Below are 16,952 nucleotides of genomic sequence, written 5' to 3'. Positions count from 1 at the left end.
TCTTGCGTCGCTTCTTCTCGATGCACGGCGCACCAACAAACCGTTGCACACGGTTCCTGAGACCATCGTGCCGCTCAATTCCAAAGCGGCTTACGCGGTGCAGGATGTTGTCGCTCGCGCACTGAGCGAGGCCGGAAAGGGGGAGATTGTCGGCTGGAAAGTCGGGGCGGCGACCCCTACGGCACTTCCCTCCTGTGCGCCTTTACATCGGACGACGGTCTTTGAGAGCGGGCATGATCTTTCACCCTCTTTCTGCCGTTTCCATGGGGTCGAGGCAGAGATAGCCTATTCGTTCAAAACCGATCTGCCGCCCGGGCGGAACCCTGGACAGAAGAAGAAGTCGCTGAGGCGATTGCGGCCATACATGGTGCGATCGAACTGCTCGATACGCGGTTTGTCGCCCCGAACACGCAGCATAATTTCTCCCATCTGGCCGATCAGGGCAGTCATGGCGTGCTCATCGTCGGAAGAGGGGTCACGGAGTGGCGTGACTTCACACCGACGACGCTCCCCATGACCATGCTGGTAAATGGGGAAAAGAAATATGACCAGACGGGCGGCAATAGTGCTGGTGATCCGCTGCGTCTGCTGACCTGGCTGGCCAATCATGCTGTCGAACGTGGGCGTCCACTGCGCGCTGGCGATGTGGTAACCACAGGCTCGACCATGGGGACGCTGTTTCTGGAAGATCCTGCACAGATCTGCGTCTCTTTCGAAGGGCTTTTTCCTGTCGAGACGCGACTGGGCGCCCCTTTTCGGTTCTGAGAATGCTTCTGCGTGAAAGAGCGGCTGAGGGCGGCTCTTTTGTCGTAACGCCAAGGTGATGAGCGTCCTGGCGGCGAAGTTTCTAGGGTCGAAAGACCAGTAACCTGCAAGGCGGATGTGTCATGGCCAGCAAGACCGATATCCTCATGATCGACCCAATGCCGGAGAGCTTCAATGAGCAGCTCGGGGCACCTTTTCGTCTGCATCAGTTCACGTCGCTCGAGGCCCTGGGGCCACTGGCTGAGCGGATCGAGGGGGTAAGTACCGGAGGGGGAAGTGGCCTGCCGCGCCAGATTATGGATGCGCTGCCTAATCTGAAGGTGATCTCGGTCAATGGTGTCGGGATCGATAAGATCGATCTCGATGAATGTCGTCGACGGTCTATCCGCCTTGCGACGGCTCAGGGCGTGCTGACCGAAGATGTGGCCGATATGGCGATGGGGCTCATGCTGGATGCGATGCGCGGCATCAGCGCGAGTGATCGCTTTGTCCGTGCCAATCGGTGGGGCCGTGACCCGGTACCGAATGCCTGGAGCCTCAAAGGCAAGAAGATCGGCATCGCCGGTTTCGGTGCCATTGGCAAAGCTCTGGCGCAGCGTGCCGCAGCGTTCGACACGACCATTGCCTATTTCAGCTCGCGCCAGCAGACCGATACCCCGCAATACCCGTTCTATCCGGAGTTACGGGTTCTGGCGGAATGGGCCGATGTGCTCGTCTTATGCGTCTCGGGCGGCGCACGATCCTATCACATGATCGATGAGGATATTCTGCAGGCTCTGGGGCCCGACGGTGTGCTGATCAACGTGGCGCGTGGTTCGGTCGTCGATGAAGAGGCGCTGCTTCAGGCCTTGCAGGACGGGACCATCAGAGGGGCAGGTCTTGATGTCTTTGCTGAAGAACCGCAGGTGCCAGAGGCGTTTTTCTCCCTCGATAACGTCGTGCTTCAGGCGCATCGCGCGAGCGCAACCGTCGAAACGCGCCACGCCATGGGACGGCTCGTTTTCGACAATCTTGCCGCGTTTTTTCAGGGTAAGCCGCTTCTGACCCCTGTGCTCTAGGAAGGGGTCAGCAGGGATGTCAGCGGAGCTGACTATCCTTGCTGCCGCGACGGTTGATGCCGGTGAAGACCGGGCGGTTATCGCGCTTTGCCTGACAGGAAACGCAGAGCTTCACGCCCGGAATGGCGTTGCGTCGGGCCTCGGGAATGGGCTCGTCGCATTCAAAGCACTCTTCCGCACTCTCGCCTTTGGGTAAGGCGTGTCGTGCCCGATTGACGGCATCGGCAATCGTATCGTCGATCTGGTCCTGAACAGCTCCATCGGGAGCCCAGCCGGTGGCCATGAATCTCTTCTCCCTTTCTTGATGACAGCTTCTGATATTGCGTCGCCTGCCTGCGCTTCAAAGGGGTCGACACGCCCGAAAGACCCCATTTCTGCCTGAAAGATATGGTTTTGGTCGATCTGCGGGCCTTTGGCTGAACCCTTACGACGTTATCTCGTTCATCCGGTGGGGAGATCAGGGCATGATTCAGTCGGAAGAAGATCAGGTCAGCGCCAAGATACGGCATCTTCCGGTTCAGGAGCTGCTCGACCCTACTCAGGCTGCCGCCTATCTGGGGCTCACCCCAGGGCTGTTCAAAGCACTGAAACTGTTTCGATGCGGCCCGCCACGCCTGATGCTGCGCTCGAAACCTTTTTACCGACGTACCGAGCTGGAAAAACTGCGTCATGACTGGTGCAGTGCCGTCCGCGTTCGGGGGGAGGATCGGCTGGAAACGTGTCGGGATATCGATGACGCCACAGGCGTCAAAGCGACGGCAGCTCCACTCGATCCGCTTCTGCGGATTCTGGCTCTGCGCGCCATTCGTCATCGCATCGTGATCTCCATTTTCTGGACGATGGGGATCATCGGCGGTGCGATCTGCCTTACCCTTTATTGAAGCTTTTCAGGATTTCCCCCATGCGCACCTGTATTGTCGCCTCGACCCTGCTCGGTTCTCTCACCTGTAATGCTGCCCTTCTCGTGCTTGCCCAAAGACGCGGGCTCAAGGCGGTGCAGGGGGTCAACTGCACGGCCCACTGGCTGGTCGGGCCAGAGGCAGCTCAGAAAGAGACAGTCGATCTCAAACATAGCGCGACAGGGATCGCCACCAATGTGGGGGCACTTTTGTTCTGGTCGGTTCTGTACGATCTGGCTCTTGGGAAAAAAACAGGGCGGACGAGGGCGCTTCTCGTGACTGCTGCCCTGGGGCCCGTTGCCGCGCTTGCCGATTACAAGGCAACGCCGAAGCGGTTCACGCCGGGATGGGAACTGGTGTTCTCGAAAAAGGAAATGGGGCTGGTTTATCTCGCCATGGTTATCGGCATGGCTCTCGGCGCGAAGCGCGGTCAGGCCGGGGCGTAACCCGGCTCTGACCAGAACGCCTCGCCCGGCAAAAGATCAGGCCGTGCCGCCGACCGTCAGCCCTGCCAGTTTGAGTGTCGGCTGCCCGACCCCGACAGGAACGCCCTGACCCGCCTTGCCACAGGTGCCGATACCGGGATCAAGCGCGACATCCTGACCGATCATCGAGATCTTGTTCATCGCATCGAAGCCGTTGCCGATCAGCGTTGCGCCCTTGACCGGGCGCGTCACCTTGCCGTCTTCGATCAGATAGGCTTCGGACATGGCAAAGACGAACTTGCCCGAGGTGATATCGACCTGACCGCCGCCAAAATCGACGGCGTAAAGGCCACGTTTCGTCGAGCGGATCATCTCTTCCGTTGTGGCATCACCGCCGAGCATCAGCGTGTTGGTCATGCGAGGAAGGGGCGTATGAGCGTAGGATTGACGACGTCCGTTCCCGGTCGGTGTCACGCCCATGAGGCGGGCATTAAGGCGGTCCTGAATGAAGCCGCGCAAAATGCCATCCTCGATCATCACCGTGCGACCGGAGGGAGTGCCTTCATCGTCGATGGTGAGAGAGCCGCGTCCTTCGGCCAGTGTGCCGTCATCGACGACGGTCACGCCGGGGGAGGCAACGCGCTTGCCGACCATGTCGCTGAAATTGGACGTCCCTTTCCGGTTGAAGTCTCCCTCAAGCCCATGGCCGACGGCCTCGTGCAGCAGGATACCCGGCCAGCCCGGGCCGAGAACCACATCCATCTCGCCAGCAGGGGCAGGGCTGGCGTCGAGGCTGACCTTTGCACGGCGCACGGCTTCATCGACGGCGTCCTGCCAGGTATCGCGGCCCAGCAGGCGGGACAAGGTATAGCGACCGCCCATGCCCCGGCTGCCACTCTCGCGTCGACCGTCGCGCTCGAGCACGACGGAGATGTTCAGTCGCACCAGAGGGCGTAGATCGGCTGTGCGAAAGGCGGAATCGCGCATGATCTGCACCGCCTGCCATTCTGTCGCAATGCTGGCCGAGACCTGCACGACTTCAGGTCCGAGACCGCGTGCATAGGCATCGATCTCGCCGAGCACAGAGGCACGGGCGGCAAAATCGGTGTCAGTGAGCGGGCTTTCCGGCGCGTACAGGCGACGATTTGTGGCCTGAGGGGGTGCCGAGAGGGTGCCGCTTCTGCCCTGACGCACGACAGAGACGGCGCTGGCGGCGCGCTCGAGCGCGCTTTTGCTGATCTCATCCGAATGGGCAAAGCCGGTTTCCGGGCCGATGACCGAGCGCAGACCGAACCCCGAAGACGTGTCGAAGCTTGCTGATCGGATGACACCGTCATCGAGCACGATGGATTCACTCTCTCGATACTCCAGAAAGAGCTCGCCATCTTCGATCCCTTCGAGAGACCGGGTCACGATCTTTTCTGCCTCATCACGGGTCAGCGTGCTGTCAGCCCGCTCAAAGAACAGGCGATCCGTTACCGCCAGAGCAGAAAGGGGCGCATCTTCGGCATAGGTCGTCATGGGTACGAAAAGCTCCTTCTTGAACTCAGACACATGGCGCGTCCTGTCGCCGAATGCGAGGGGAAAGCAGCATCTCTGACTGAAAAAGACGCGCTTCCCGCTCTGCGCTGCCTCATTTTGCCAGACGTGCATTCAGGGCGATGAACACCATCAAGGCAGCGAGAAGGCTGAAGGCGAAAGACAGGCTGCTGAGATGGGCAATCGCTCCTATGAGAGCAGGTCCAGCCAAAATGCCCGCATAGCCCATCGTTGTGATGGCGGCGATGGCGGCATTTGTCTTCATGACCTGTTGCCTGCCTGTTGCGGCATAGAGAACGGGAACGATATTGGCGCAGCCCAGTCCGACCAGCACAAAGCCGGCGAGCAGACTGGCCGGGTTGGGACCGAACACGACCAGACTGAAACCGAGAGCCGCACAGACTCCGCCTCCTGCCATGGCGAGCGGTCGGCCGATCCAGGCGACAAAACGATCGCCTGTCAGCCGGGCGACGGTCATGGCCGTGGCGAAAAAGGCGTAGCCCCATCCCGGTTCGATGCTGAAAGAGGCCCGTTCGCCAGAGAGATAGACCCCGCCCCAGTCCAGAACGGCCCCTTCTGCCAAAAAGGCGATGCCGGTCAGAAGCCCGAGAAGCCAGACGATCCCGCGCGGCAGGGCAAAGCCGGAGCCACCCTCCGGCTCGGGCTGGTTCAGCAGGCCGGGCCAGGCGAAAACCATCAGGACAATCAGACTGAATTGCCCGATCAGGATACTGATCCAGGGCTGCGCTCCTGTTGTTGCCAGAAGCTGGGGCCCGGCTGCGCCGATGGCGCCACCAATGCTGAAAAAGGCATGAAAACCTGACAGGATCGGTTTGCCCGTGAGCTTTTCAACATCGATGGCCTGAATATTGATGGCTGTCTCGACCGCACCGAGTCCAACGCCAAGCCCAAAGACTGACGCGGCCAGAAGAGGCACTGCATGGAGCAGGGCCAGGGGCATGAGCAAAGATCCGGCCAGGCAGATGCCGCCAGTCGCAACCACCCGGCACCCCCAACGCCCGACCCATTGCCCGGCCAGAGGCATGCCGATGATGGATCCGATCCCGAGGCAGAGGAGCAGGAGCCCCAGCCCGCCATCGTCGAGTGCCGCATGGTGTTTGACGACCGGAACGAGGCAGGACCAGAGCGCTGAAATGACGCCCACCAGGAAAAAGACGCTTCGGGTACTATTTTGAAACCTCTTCAAGGTTGGTCTGTTCATTGGGCGTCCTCCCCACGTTCTGGTATTCTGTCGGTGCGGGGGAGCAGAGCGCCACAAATCGGCACGGGGCTCGAGTCACATCTGTGACAGATTGAGGCCCAATTCATGTGGATAGAGAAGGCTGACACGCTCTCATTCGGTCGGATTTCATGGAGATTACATGACGAGACTACGCCTTTCCTTCTCTCGCTCCCTGTTACTCGGCGCCTCGCTCATTGTGCTTGGTGCCGCGCCTGCCGGGTCAGCTGCACGGGCCGCTACCGATCAGGGGGAAGACATAGCGCAAGCCGTGTCCAACCCTGCCGCTATCAAGGCACCGACGACGAAGCCCGGAGGAGAGGCGGTTCTGAAGAGCGTCGACGCGCCCCCCGCCAGCCCGGCTGCAGGACCGCGTGAAACCGTTGCCAGCGAGGCCGCTCAGTCCTTGCACGTGGCGTCCGTTCCGCAGGATCTCCGTTCTCCCTCCATTGCTCTTGGTGGGCTTTTCGCGGCGATCGGGGGCGCACATCTGGCGCCTGACTTCAAGACCATTGCGGATTCCCGACCGGATGAGGCGCCCTCGGCCCTGCTTCAGGACTGGGACGCCCAGCGCAAGCATCCTGATTTCAGCATCAAGGCTTTTTACGCTCAGCATTTTTCTCCGCCCGTGCGACGCGATGTGTCTTATCGCCGGAAGGCCGATGAAAATATCACGGATTATATTCAGGGCATGTGGGGCGTGCTGACGCGTCAACCTGACAAGCCCTTGCCGTATTCCTCGCTGTTGCCTCTGCCCCACGCTTACGTGGTGCCGGGTGGCCGTTTCTCGGAGCTGTATTACTGGGACACGTATTTCACGATGATCGGTCTCTATGAGACCGGGCAATGGGATCTGCTGCGCGGCATGATTCAGGATATGGCGTCTCTGATCGACCGCTACGGCCATATCCCCAATGGAACACGGACCTATTATCTCAGTCGCTCAGAACCGCCGTTCTTCTCCCTGATGGTCGATCTTCTGGCCCAGCATGACGGGCAGAGTGCGTATCGCGAGTTTCTGCCGGAACTGCAGAAAGAATATGATTACTGGATGGAAGGGGCTGACACCCTCAAGCCGGGGCAGGCTCATCGACGGGTGGTGCGCCTGTCAGATGGTACCTTGCTTGTGCGGCATTGGGATGATCTCGATACGCCGCGCGATGAGAGCTATCCTGAAGACGTGGCCACAGCGGGTCGCGCTGGATCACGAGCACCGTCCGAGGTTTACAGAGATCTGCGCGCGGGGTCCGAGACAGGGTGGGATTTCTCGTCACGCTGGCTGGCAGACGGGCATACGCTGGCGACGATCCACACAACGGATATCGCGCCGATCGAGGTGAACTGCCTTATCGTCCATCTCGAGCAGACGCTCGAACATGCCTACGCGCTTGCCGGCCAGCGCAAGCTTGCAAAGTTGTACGGTGAGCGCGCCGATGAGCGTACCGCGACGATCCGACGCATTTTCTGGAACGATGAGCGCGGCGCCTTTTACGATTACGACTGGCGCAAGGGTCGGTCGACCGATGTGCTGTCTTCGGCGACCGCCATGCCGCTGTTCCTGCGTCTGGCTACACAGGAACAGGCCATGGGCGTGGCCGATGCGATCAAGACGCGCCTTTTGCGGGCCGGAGGCGTCATGGCGACAGACCATGAGAGCGGTCAGCAATGGGATGCTCCCAATGGGTGGGCGCCTGGGCAATGGACGGCCATCAAGGGCCTGAATAATTATGGCGCGAGCGATCTGGGCGAGACCATTGCCAGACGCTGGATGGCCCGCGTGATCGGCACTTACGAAAAAGCGGGTGTCCTGCTCGAAAAATACGATGTCGCCGCGCCCGGGATCAGCGCCTCAGGCGGCAAGGGAGGCGGGGAATACCCGATGCAGATCGGGTTTGGCTGGACCAACGGGACGCTTCTGGGTCTGATGCGTCGCTATCCGGATGAAACGGCCCAGATCCTCAAACGGAACCCGCGATCCAATCAGGCTCCGATTGAGGTTCTTCCGCCGAGCGATCCCTATAGTGCTGTAGGCCCGCAGGTGGCCCCTGCTGTTCCGGTCAAGCCCGCAGGCGATGTCGAAACCGGGGGGCATGCGAAAGAAGGTGACGGGCAGATTTCCTCAAAAGCGCCCTTAGGAGCTGTAAGCGCGGCTCAACCCCGATAGGTTCTGCTCGATCCGTGTGTTCAACGCTCTGAAGGGCATCATTTCAGCCCTGTTGAGGGCCGAAATGCTTCGAGAGACGTTCGAGGGCGCTGCGCAGCACTGTTTCTGTTTTGCAGAAGGCAAAACGGATCAGATGGCGTGGCGGCTCGGCGCCTTGCGGGTCGTAAAAGGCTGAAACCGGGATGGCGGCGACACCGGCCTCGGTCACGAGATCGCGGCAGAAGGCCACATCATCCGGCCATTTGCGTGCGCAGAGATATCAGCCACTACGAAATAGCTGCCATCGGCAGGAAGAGTCGGGAAGCCGAGCGCATGCAGCCCATTGGCAAACAGGTCGCGCCGGGTGCGCAGGCTGTCAGACAGTTCGGTGAAAAAGGATTCTCCCAGATCCAGCCCTTTCGCCACAGCGCGCTGAAGATTGGGCGCGCTCGAGAAGGCGATGATCTGGTGGGCTTTGGCGATGACAGAAGTCAGAGCCGGGCAGGCGGTGATGTAGCCGATTTTCCAGCCCGTGACTGAGAAGCTTTTGCCAGCGCTGCCGATGCGAATGGCACGTTCGCGCAGGCCCGGGCGGGTCATGAGAGGGACGTGTTTCACACCAAAGGTGAGATGTTCGTAAACCTCGTCGCACAAAGCATAGCAGTCATGAGCGATCACAAGCGAGGCGATCAAATCGAGCTCTTGCGTGTTGAAGACCTTGCCACTCGGATTCATGGGGGAGTTGAGCAGGATCAGCTTCGTCTTGTCAGAAAAGGCGGCGCGCAGGGCCTCTTCAGGGAGATGCCAGTCAGGGGCTTCCACACGGACGCAGCGCGGAACGGCTCCAAGAAGACGCAACACGGGGAGATAGGTGTCATAAAGGGGCTCGATGAGCACAACTTCGTCGCCCGGTTCGATCAGCGCCATCAGACTGACAGCGAGAGCTTCGGTCGCGCCTGAGGTGACGATGACCTCGGTACCGGGATCGATGTCGAGGCCGTAATCGCGTTTATTGGCGCGTGCCACGGCCTCGCGCAGTTCGGGGAGGCCCGTAAGGGGCGCATATTGGTTGCGTCCGTCCTGGAGGGCGCTGGCGGCCTCGTCAATCAGTGCGGCAGGCCCCTCGATATCCGGAAAGCCCTGCCCGAGATTGATTGCTTTATGGGCGACAGCCAGCTGCGACATCGTTGTGAAGATTGTGGTCGGCAAGGAGCCGAGAAACGCGTTGAGAGTTTTCATGCCGGACCTGCTCAGGAAGAGGGAGGTCGATATGATACCGTCATAATCGACACTGTAAAACGCATTCGGCTTGCGCCTCGTGACAGTAGGAGCACCGCTCAGGGAGAAAGGACGCGTCGAATGGCGGAATCCATCTGAGAGGCTGATTCAGGAGGGCGCTGGCCATCACAGTCTCGTGGGGAGCGGAAAAAAGTCGCAACGCCGATGCGACCCCGCGCGATATGCATTTTTCGTTGGTCTGTCATGCATCGTTTTGATTACGAAAGGTGTTCACGGGGCGTTCCACGGACAGATCCGGGGGTATTTTCGTGCGTCTGAGGGTGCAAAAAGCCTTTAGAATACTCGACAGTATGCGAATCCTGCCTTAATCGTTCTGCAGCCGATCAGTGCGGCCCCTTGAGGCAGATACAGGTATTTGACAAATGGCGAAAAAAGCGACAGCCGCGGCTTCCAAGGCTGCGTCCTCTTCGAATGCAGCACATGCCAAGCCAGGCAAGCCGAACAGCGCCGCCGTAAAGCGCGTCTTCGAGCTGATGCAGGAACACTCAGTCGAGCTGGTTGACCTGCGCTTCACCGACCCGAAGGGCAAGTGGCACCACACGACCCAGTGGCACACCACCATTGAGGAAGACACCTTCGTTGAAGGCTTCATGTTCGATGGATCGTCCATCGGTGGCTGGAAGGCCATCAATGAATCCGACATGGTTCTTCTGCCCGATCCGACAACGGCTGTCATGGACCCGTTCTCGGCCAAGCCGCAGCTGATCCTGATCTGCGATATCGTCGAGCCCCGCACCGGCGATTATTATGCCCGTGACCCGCGCGCGACGGCCAAGGCTGCTGAAGCCTATCTGAAGACCACCGGTCTGGGTGATACGGCGTTCTTCGGCCCAGAAGCCGAGTTCTTCATCTTCGACAACGTGAAGTTTGGCACGGGCCCGAATTACGGCACGTATCAGCTCGACAGCATCGAAGGTCCTGACGCCTCGATGACCGATTATCCGGAAGGCAATATGGGCCATCGTCCGGTGGTCAAGGGCGGCTACTTCCCGGTTGCCCCGGTCGATAGCGAAGGCGATCTGCGCGCCGAGATGCTCTCGACGATGGGCGAGATGGGTCTGCCGATCGAAAAGCACCATCACGAAGTGGCGCAGTCACAGCACGAGCTGGGCACCAAGTTCGCGACGCTGGTCCAGTCGGCCGACTTCATGCAGATCTACAAATACTGCGTGCACAACGTTGCCCATTCCTACGGCAAGACGGCCACGTTCATGCCAAAGCCCATCGCGGGCGATAACGGCTCGGGCATGCATGTGCATCAGTCGATCTGGCGCGATGGCAAGCCGCTTTTTGCCGGTGACCAGTATGCAGGCCTGTCGGAAGACGCGCTGTTCTACATCGGTGGCATCATCAAGCATGCCAAGGCACTGAACGCCTTCACCAACCCGTCGACCAACTCCTACAAGCGTCTGATCCCGGGCTTCGAAGCGCCGGTTCTGCTCGCTTACTCGGCAGCCAACCGTTCGGCTTCGTGTCGTATCCCGTATTCGGTCGGCCCGAAGGCAAAGCGCATCGAAGTCCGTTTCCCGGATCCGACTGCGAACCCCTATCTGGCGTTCTCTGCCATGCTGATGGCTGGTCTCGACGGCATCCGCAACAAGATCCACCCGGGCGAAGCCATGGACAAGGATCTGTACGAACTGCCGAAGGAAGAGCTGGCCCAGATCCCGACGGTCTGCGGTTCGCTCCGTGAGGCTCTTCAGGCCCTTGAAGCCGATTTTGCGTTCCTGCTTGAAGGCAATGTCTTTACCAAGGACCAGATCGAAAGCTACATCGAGCTGAAGTGGAAAGAAGTCTACAAGTTCGAGCACACGCCGCACCCGGCCGAGTTCGAAATGTACTACTCGGTCTGATCCGAGACGAAGCCCGGCTTCCGAGCCGGGCTTTTTTATTGGGGCAAAGCGGCGCACGCACGGGAATGAAGCGAGACCGGTTTTCTCGCAGCCAACCTTGTCAAAACATCTTGACGAATTGGCGTTTACCGACGAAAAGCGACCTGTTCAGGCCCTATGCCGGGTTAGCACAGTGGTAGTGCAGCGGTTTTGTAAACCGAAGGTCGGGGGTTCAAATCCCTCACCCGGCACCAGATGAGCGGTTCAGTGAACTTTCGGCAGCTCTGCGAGAGCGGGCCGCGCATAGATAAAGCCCTGTTGCAGGGCAATCCCCATATCAGCAAGAATTCTCGCCTCTTTGGTGGTCTCAACGCCTTCACTGATGGGTGTGATGCCGAGGCTCTCAAGCATCGCGACGGTGTGGCGCATCATCACCTGTTTAACGGGCGTGGTGTCGATTGCTCGTGACAGCTCCATATCGAGCTTGACGTAATCGGGCTGAAATCGGGACAGCAAATTCAGACCTGCATAGCCGGCGCCGAAATCGTCAATAGCAGTCTTGAAGCCGATTTTGTCATAGGCGCGCAGGATGTGAAGTAGATGATCCGTATCCAGTTCTTCATGCTCGCAGAATTCGAAGAGGATCTGAGAGGTCGGAAAATTGGCGCGTTCCGCGGCTTCCAGTGTCACGCCAATGCATGTGTTGGGATCATAGACGGCATTGGGCAGAAAATTGATGGAGAGCAACGCGCCTTGCTCGGCAAGGCCGAGTTCTGCTGCCAGGCTGATAGCGGTTGCGCGGCATTTCTGATCGAACGCATAACGGTTTTCAGGCGTGACGCGAGACAGAACAGTCTGTGCACCTGCCCCGTCTACTCCACGAACCAGCGCTTCATACGCAAAGATGCTTTTGTTCGACAGATTGACGATCGGCTGAAAAGCCATGGTGATCGGAATGCCGAACTCGCCGCCATCCTGACAGCCAGTGCAGAGCGTGCGTTTACCGTAAGACCCGAAAGGTGCGACCATCCTTTTCACCCCAGATTGCAACTGTGCGGAGTCACGAACGCGACTACCTCTCACGAGTTCGTGAAATCAACTAATAAATCGAAAAAAACCCCTCGGGATTCTTCAGTAACGGGGCATTTTTTGTTTTATTCCTTTAAGAATCCCAAATAATTTACTGAGTGGACTTCCAAAAAAATCCTCGAAGTCATCAAAAGGGATAGATTTATTTTTCATACATAAATATAATTTATTCCTATTTCGTTAATAAAAAGAAATCAAATGAGATTTTCTGCAGGTGTTCAAGACTCCAAATGTATGGACGGAGGTCTAAAGGTTTTTGAAGACGATCCTCAATCTCTCATTATTCATGATTCCGTTTATATTCCTCGAATCCCTGGTCATTATGACGCGCAGTTTGGCATTTATGATATTTATGGCAGGCTCGTTCAAACTGCGGGTCCAAGGCGTGGCTGGCCCACTCAAGCTCTGGGTCAGGCGTCCAGTTGTTGTGTCAGTCCTTCCAAAGCTTTTCCGGCAGCTCCAGAACTTCAGTACTTCTACGGTGGGAATATTGTTCCTCATTATGGGCACTTTATAACCGAGACACTGCCCCGATATTGGTGTGAACGCGCCGCCTATGAAGGATGAAGATCCTCGTTCATGCCGAAAAGACGCTCGACTCTCTTTTCGCTATTCCCTGGCTGGCTGAATTCTTTTCTTTGTTGGGTCTTGCGAGGGACGATTTCGTCGTTTTCGATCGCCCGACACGGCTTAGTTCCCTAATTGTCGCCGGCACATCCTTCGAAGAAAATCATTTTTCTCACCGAGCCTTTGCGCGCTTTTGCAATGCTCTTGGGGATCGCTACGGCGAGGATGTCTCTGATGACAGGCCGGTATATCTCTCCAGAGCTGGGTTCAACAGTCAGATGCGGACGATCAGGGGCGAGCATGACGTCGTGTCTCATCTCGAACGCGCAGGCTTTGCGATTATCTCTCCTGAGACCCTCAGCCTGCGGCAGCAACTGCGCCTGTTTTCTTCCCATCGGCCAACAACGGGCTTCGTGGGGTCGGCATTTCACAATGACATTTTTTGCGCGAGCCCTGTTGGGATCGCGTTGACCTGCGATGGCCTTGTATCCTCGAATTTCGCTCTGATGGATCGAGTGAACGATGCGCGCATTCGATATGTGACGACACCGGGAATTATTCTGGAGAAGTTCGTTCTCGGCCAGCCCGCCCTGTATCGCCTTGAGGACCCAAGGCGTGTTGCGTCCCATTTGATCGATCTGGTGACAGCGCGCGCCTGGGAGATGCAGAAAGAAAACCATCCGGACAGAGTGGTTTACGGGGACGCCTTTACCCTGCTGACAGCGCATCAGACCTGGCTGCAGATAGACCGTCAGACCGGGATCGTGGTGCATGGGTCGGGTCAAGGCGAGCGGATCGTGAAGGTGACTGTCCGTCTCGGAGAGCAGGGATGGGCTGCTCTCACGACTTCCGTTGGCGACTGCCTCTCTGTGGAGAGAGACAACGCTCAGGGTGTTATTGTGTATTTACGCTACACGCAAAGGGCGGATGGCAGGATTGCACTCTTCAGCGATGAGACGTCTCGCTTTCTTTGTGCCCAGCCAGATGGAAAACTGCCCTGCGATCGTGCTGAGCCAAAGGAATGGGAGTTTTTTTGGCTTGTGAGGAACGCCGTCACTCACTCAACGGCGGACCTGTAAAGGCGAGAGTGGGCTTTTCTCAGTTCAGGAAGTAGAACGCGCAGGCTGCTACGGTGATCGTGACAGGCAAGGTGAGGATCCAGGCGAGCGCGATCTTGGTCAGCATGCGGACATTAATGCCGGATCCCGCCGCGACCATGGTCCCAGCGACGCCTGACGTGATGATGTGCGTGGTCGAGACCGGTAGGCCCGTATAGCCGGCAGAAGCGATCAATCCGGCTCCCATCAGCTCCGAGGCGGCTCCCTGTGCCGGAGTAAGATGTCGCTTTCCGATTCCTTCCCCCAGAGTTTTGACGATGCGTCGGTACCCGATCATGGTGCCGAGCCCAAGGCAGAGGGCGCTCAGCGCACGGACAGAAAGGGGCGTACTCAACTGCTGGACGGAGTTCCTTGCACAGGCGGGTACTGGTCTCTTTCTCAACGATCGAAGCTGCTGGATTGCCACTGACATCGCGTAGTCCGGACAGGACCTCATAAACATCACCGCGGATCTCTGCCGGGCTTGCAGGTGCGGCCAGATCGGTGAGCCGGTCGATGGATGTCAGGGCGTCAGGCTTGAAACTATAGCGATCATATTGCGAAATCAGGGGACGGGCTTCCTGCGCAATCTGTGCCAGATACGGGCGATTGACAGGATGGGCGGGGTTCATCGCGTAACCTGCCGGCATCATGCCGATAATCGTCAGCATGATGAGGCCGATACCCTTCTGACCGTCATTGCTGCCGTGAGAGAAGCTGACCGATGTGCAGGTCAGAATAAGAAGCGCGCGGACAATCGGGTTCGGGCTCTCACCCGGCTTGGGCGGCGTGAACAGAGCGGGCATCTTGGTGGCCGAGCGGATCAGAAGATAAAGCAGGCCTGCCAGAAAGAATCCGAGAAGGGGCGAGATTGCAGGGTGCGAAGCACCTTCCAGATCTGTGCCCAGTCAACGCTGTGTCCCAGATCACGCGCATGAAGGAACGAATCCCCGATCGCGATGCCAATGAGGGCTCCGATTGTGCAATGCGAAGACGAATTGGGAATACCCCACCACCAGGTGCAGAGATTCCATGCAACCGCTGTTCCGAATAACGACACCAGCATAGGGACGGCCGGATTGCCGTTGGGCGGCGTCAACACGTCCGGGGGAAGCAACTCCACAAGTGTGTAGGCGACAGCGATCCCCCCCATCAAAACGCCAAGGAAATTCATCAGTCCGGACCAGATGACGGCGGCGCGCGGCTTGAGCGAGTTGGTGTAGATGACGGTCGCGACCGCATTGGCTGTGTCGTGGAAGCCATTGGCAAATTCGAAGAGGCAGACCAGCAGAAAACACAGCGCGAGCAGAATCAGCGCGCAAGGCGATGACGGGGCGAAATGAAGCATGGGACAGACCGCCTTCTTGTGAAGAAGGTCTTAATTTCCAGCACGCGCGTCGTTTCGGGAAGGGACTGGCATCGGATTTCTCTCAATCTTCACGATCGGCTTACGAGAGAAGGGAGTGCCAAAAGAGCTTTCTTCAAAGAAAGCTCTGGTTCTTTAGTCAGACAGGAGTGAGCTGCTGACGCCTTGAAGTTTTCCCCTGACCAGGGTCAGGGGAAAGACAGGAGGAAAAACGTTGCTCGCGCTCTTTTCAGCGACCGAGCTTGCGGAGCTTTTCGCCGGCCATCAGGCGCTTTTCGATCACCTCGAGCGACATGCCCTTTGTTTCCGGCACGAAGAGGAAGGTGAGCAGGATAAAGGAGCCGTTCAGACCAGCGAAAAGCCAGAACGTGCCCGATGTCCCGAAAGTGTTCATCAACGTCAGGAAGCTGGCACCAACAACCATGTTGGTGATCCAGTTGGTCAGGGTCGAAAGCGAGATGCCGAGATTACGCCCCTGCATCGGCTGGATCTCTGAGCAGAGCACCCACATCAGAGGGCCAGCCGACATGGCAAAGCCTGTGCAGAACAGCAGCAGCAGGAAGATCGCGATGAATTTCGAGGTCTCGCCCGACATGTCTGTGGAAAGCAGGACGGCAAGGGCGCCCATGCCGAGCGCCATGACCGAGAAACCCATGTAGAGGATGGGTTTGCGGCCCCATCTATCGACCAGACCGACCGCAATGAAGGTGGCCAGCATGTTCACCAGACCGATAATGGCCGTGCACCACATCTGCGAGGTCGCGTCGAAACCCGCATTGGAGAGGATCTTCGGCGCGTAATACATGATGATGTTGATGCCAGCCAGCTGCTGCATGGCCTGCAGCATGATGCCCAGAGCGATCGAACGACGGAAATTAGAGTTGGTCTTGAGTAGCTCGAGGCCATGCTGTTTGACTTCGAGCTGTTCGCGGATCGCCTTGATTTCCTTGGCTGCCTCCAGCGGATCTTCGCGCAGGGACAGCAGCACTTCACGGGCTTCCTTGTGGCGCCCCTGCATGATCAGCCAGCGCGGGCTGTATGGGAGGAACAGGACGCCCAGAAGGAACAGGGCTGCGGGAATGGCGGCGACACCGAACATCCAGCGCCAGTTACCCGAATAGGAAAAATAGGTGTTCGACAGGAAGGCCATGAAAATGCCGACCGTCACCATCAGCTGGTAGGTCGAGACCATCGCACCACGGGTGGCTTCGCTGGCGATTTCCGAGAGGTAGAGAGGAGCGGTGAAGGCAGAGATGCCGACGGCCAGTCCCATCACAACACGAAAGCTGATCATCGACGGAATCGACCAGCTCAGCGCGCAACCGATGGACCCGATCACGAAGATCGATGCGCCGGCGATCAGAGAGCGTTTACGACCGAGTGTGTGTGCCATCCAGCCAGCAGCCAGAGCGCCGACGGCAGCGCCGCCCATCATCGAGCTGACAACCCATTCCTGAGCGAAAGTCGAAGCGTGGTACTGCTTGGCAAAGAAGTCCAGAGCGCCGGCGACGACGCCGATATCCAGACCAGACATCAGACCCGCGAGAGCGGCGAGCACGCCGATGACGACGATCTTAAATTTTGTAGCGTCAAAAACCGACGCTAGGCCTGATTCCGTATCGAGCGGCATCGT

12 protein-coding genes, 1 tRNA gene and 2 pseudogenes are annotated in these 16,952 nt (G+C 58.4%); 8 read left to right on the top strand and 7 right to left on the bottom strand.

Going from position 1 to position 16,952, the window contains the following annotated elements; all coding sequences use genetic code 11:
• Positions 1–252: 252 nt before the first annotated feature.
• Both JCM15831_RS22400 and JCM15831_RS03925 read left to right on the top strand, forming a co-directional pair.
• Positions 253–765, top strand: a complete 513-nt coding sequence (locus JCM15831_RS22400; protein ID WP_306301823.1) for a fumarylacetoacetate hydrolase family protein — start codon at positions 253–255, stop codon at positions 763–765.
• A 122-nt stretch (positions 766–887) separates the two neighbouring features.
• Entirely contained in the window at positions 888–1,823 is a 936-nt protein-coding gene (locus JCM15831_RS03925; protein WP_025822876.1) for a 2-hydroxyacid dehydrogenase, read from the top strand.
• A 19-nt stretch (positions 1,824–1,842) separates the two neighbouring features.
• On the opposite strand, the gene JCM15831_RS03920 is transcribed toward JCM15831_RS03925, so the two are convergent.
• A complete protein-coding gene (locus JCM15831_RS03920) occupies positions 1,843–2,106 on the bottom strand; it encodes a DksA/TraR family C4-type zinc finger protein (RefSeq protein ID WP_025822874.1) in 264 nt (87 codons plus the stop codon).
• Between the two features lie 181 nt (positions 2,107–2,287).
• Here JCM15831_RS03920 and JCM15831_RS03915 point away from each other — a divergent pair, with 181 nt between their 5' ends.
• Positions 2,288–2,704 carry a hypothetical protein gene (locus JCM15831_RS03915; protein ID WP_156938735.1) on the top strand — a complete coding sequence of 139 codons (417 nt, stop codon included), beginning with the start codon at positions 2,288–2,290 and terminating at the stop codon, positions 2,702–2,704.
• A gap of 20 nt (positions 2,705–2,724) precedes the next feature.
• Positions 2,725–3,168 carry a hypothetical protein gene (locus JCM15831_RS16485; protein WP_025822870.1) on the top strand — a complete coding sequence of 148 codons (444 nt, stop codon included), beginning with the start codon at positions 2,725–2,727 and terminating at the stop codon, positions 3,166–3,168.
• A 36-nt stretch (positions 3,169–3,204) separates the two neighbouring features.
• Here JCM15831_RS16485 and tldD read toward each other — a convergent pair whose 3' ends face one another.
• Positions 3,205–4,668, bottom strand: a complete 1,464-nt coding sequence (tldD, locus tag JCM15831_RS03905) for a metalloprotease TldD (protein ID WP_025822868.1) — start codon at positions 4,666–4,668, stop codon at positions 3,205–3,207.
• A 112-nt stretch (positions 4,669–4,780) separates the two neighbouring features.
• Positions 4,781–5,851, bottom strand: coding sequence for an MFS transporter (locus tag JCM15831_RS03900; RefSeq protein WP_051528301.1), 1,071 nt, complete (start codon positions 5,849–5,851; stop codon positions 4,781–4,783).
• Positions 5,852–6,068: 217 nt separating this feature from the next.
• On the opposite strand from JCM15831_RS03900, the gene treF reads away from it, so the two are divergent.
• Positions 6,069–8,090 carry an alpha,alpha-trehalase TreF gene (gene treF / locus JCM15831_RS16480; protein WP_025822865.1) on the top strand — a complete coding sequence of 674 codons (2,022 nt, stop codon included), beginning with the start codon at positions 6,069–6,071 and terminating at the stop codon, positions 8,088–8,090.
• A gap of 43 nt (positions 8,091–8,133) precedes the next feature.
• Here the strand turns inward: treF and JCM15831_RS16475 are convergent.
• Positions 8,134–9,308 (bottom strand): annotated as a pseudogene (locus JCM15831_RS16475) (aminotransferase).
• 530 nt (positions 9,309–9,838) lie between these two features.
• Between JCM15831_RS16475 and glnA the strand changes: the two are divergent.
• Positions 9,839–11,221 (top strand): type I glutamate--ammonia ligase, encoded by a 1,383-nt coding sequence (glnA, locus tag JCM15831_RS03885; RefSeq protein WP_269530332.1) that lies wholly within the window; start codon positions 9,839–9,841, stop codon positions 11,219–11,221.
• Positions 11,222–11,379: 158 nt separating this feature from the next.
• A tRNA-Thr gene (locus JCM15831_RS03880) sits at positions 11,380–11,454 on the top strand.
• Positions 11,455–11,464: 10 nt separating this feature from the next.
• On the opposite strand, the gene JCM15831_RS03875 is transcribed toward JCM15831_RS03880, so the two are convergent.
• Entirely contained in the window at positions 11,465–12,229 is a 765-nt protein-coding gene (locus JCM15831_RS03875; RefSeq protein WP_025822860.1) for an EAL domain-containing protein, read from the bottom strand.
• A gap of 623 nt (positions 12,230–12,852) precedes the next feature.
• Here JCM15831_RS03875 and JCM15831_RS03865 point away from each other — a divergent pair.
• Entirely contained in the window at positions 12,853–13,935 is a 1,083-nt protein-coding gene (locus JCM15831_RS03865; protein WP_025822856.1) for a glycosyltransferase 61 family protein, read from the top strand.
• A gap of 19 nt (positions 13,936–13,954) precedes the next feature.
• On the opposite strand, the pseudogene JCM15831_RS23625 reads toward JCM15831_RS03865, so the two are convergent.
• Both JCM15831_RS23625 and JCM15831_RS03855 read right to left on the bottom strand, forming a co-directional pair.
• A pseudogene (locus JCM15831_RS23625) lies at positions 13,955–15,301 on the bottom strand (inorganic phosphate transporter).
• Between the two features lie 247 nt (positions 15,302–15,548).
• Entirely contained in the window at positions 15,549–16,949 is a 1,401-nt protein-coding gene (locus JCM15831_RS03855; RefSeq protein WP_025822854.1) for a sugar porter family MFS transporter, read from the bottom strand.
• Positions 16,950–16,952: the final 3 nt, after the last annotated feature.

The organism is Asaia astilbis JCM 15831 (assembly GCF_000613845.1).
Lineage (GTDB): Bacteria > Pseudomonadota > Alphaproteobacteria > Acetobacterales > Acetobacteraceae > Asaia > Asaia astilbis.
Note: the sequence above shows the minus strand (reverse complement) of the source record. Positions and strands in the feature narration are given on the sequence as shown.

What these genes read in the sequence shown, in the direction of transcription:
- JCM15831_RS03925 (WP_025822876.1), top strand. Translation starts at nt 888, where the DNA reads ATGGCCAGCAAGACCGATATCCTCATGATCGACCCAATGCCGGAGAGC.
- JCM15831_RS03920 (WP_025822874.1), bottom strand. Translation starts at nt 2,106, where the DNA reads ATGGCCACCGGCTGGGCTCCCGATGGAGCTGTTCAGGACCAGATCGAC.
- JCM15831_RS03915 (WP_156938735.1), top strand. Translation starts at nt 2,288, where the DNA reads ATGATTCAGTCGGAAGAAGATCAGGTCAGCGCCAAGATACGGCATCTT.
- JCM15831_RS16485 (WP_025822870.1), top strand. Translation starts at nt 2,725, where the DNA reads ATGCGCACCTGTATTGTCGCCTCGACCCTGCTCGGTTCTCTCACCTGT.
- tldD (WP_025822868.1), bottom strand. Translation starts at nt 4,668, where the DNA reads ATGACGACCTATGCCGAAGATGCGCCCCTTTCTGCTCTGGCGGTAACG.
- treF (WP_025822865.1), top strand. Translation starts at nt 6,069, where the DNA reads ATGACGAGACTACGCCTTTCCTTCTCTCGCTCCCTGTTACTCGGCGCC.
- JCM15831_RS03875 (WP_025822860.1), bottom strand. Translation starts at nt 12,229, where the DNA reads ATGGTCGCACCTTTCGGGTCTTACGGTAAACGCACGCTCTGCACTGGC.
- JCM15831_RS03865 (WP_025822856.1), top strand. Translation starts at nt 12,853, where the DNA reads ATGAAGATCCTCGTTCATGCCGAAAAGACGCTCGACTCTCTTTTCGCT.
- JCM15831_RS03855 (WP_025822854.1), bottom strand. Translation starts at nt 16,949, where the DNA reads ATGCCGCTCGATACGGAATCAGGCCTAGCGTCGGTTTTTGACGCTACA.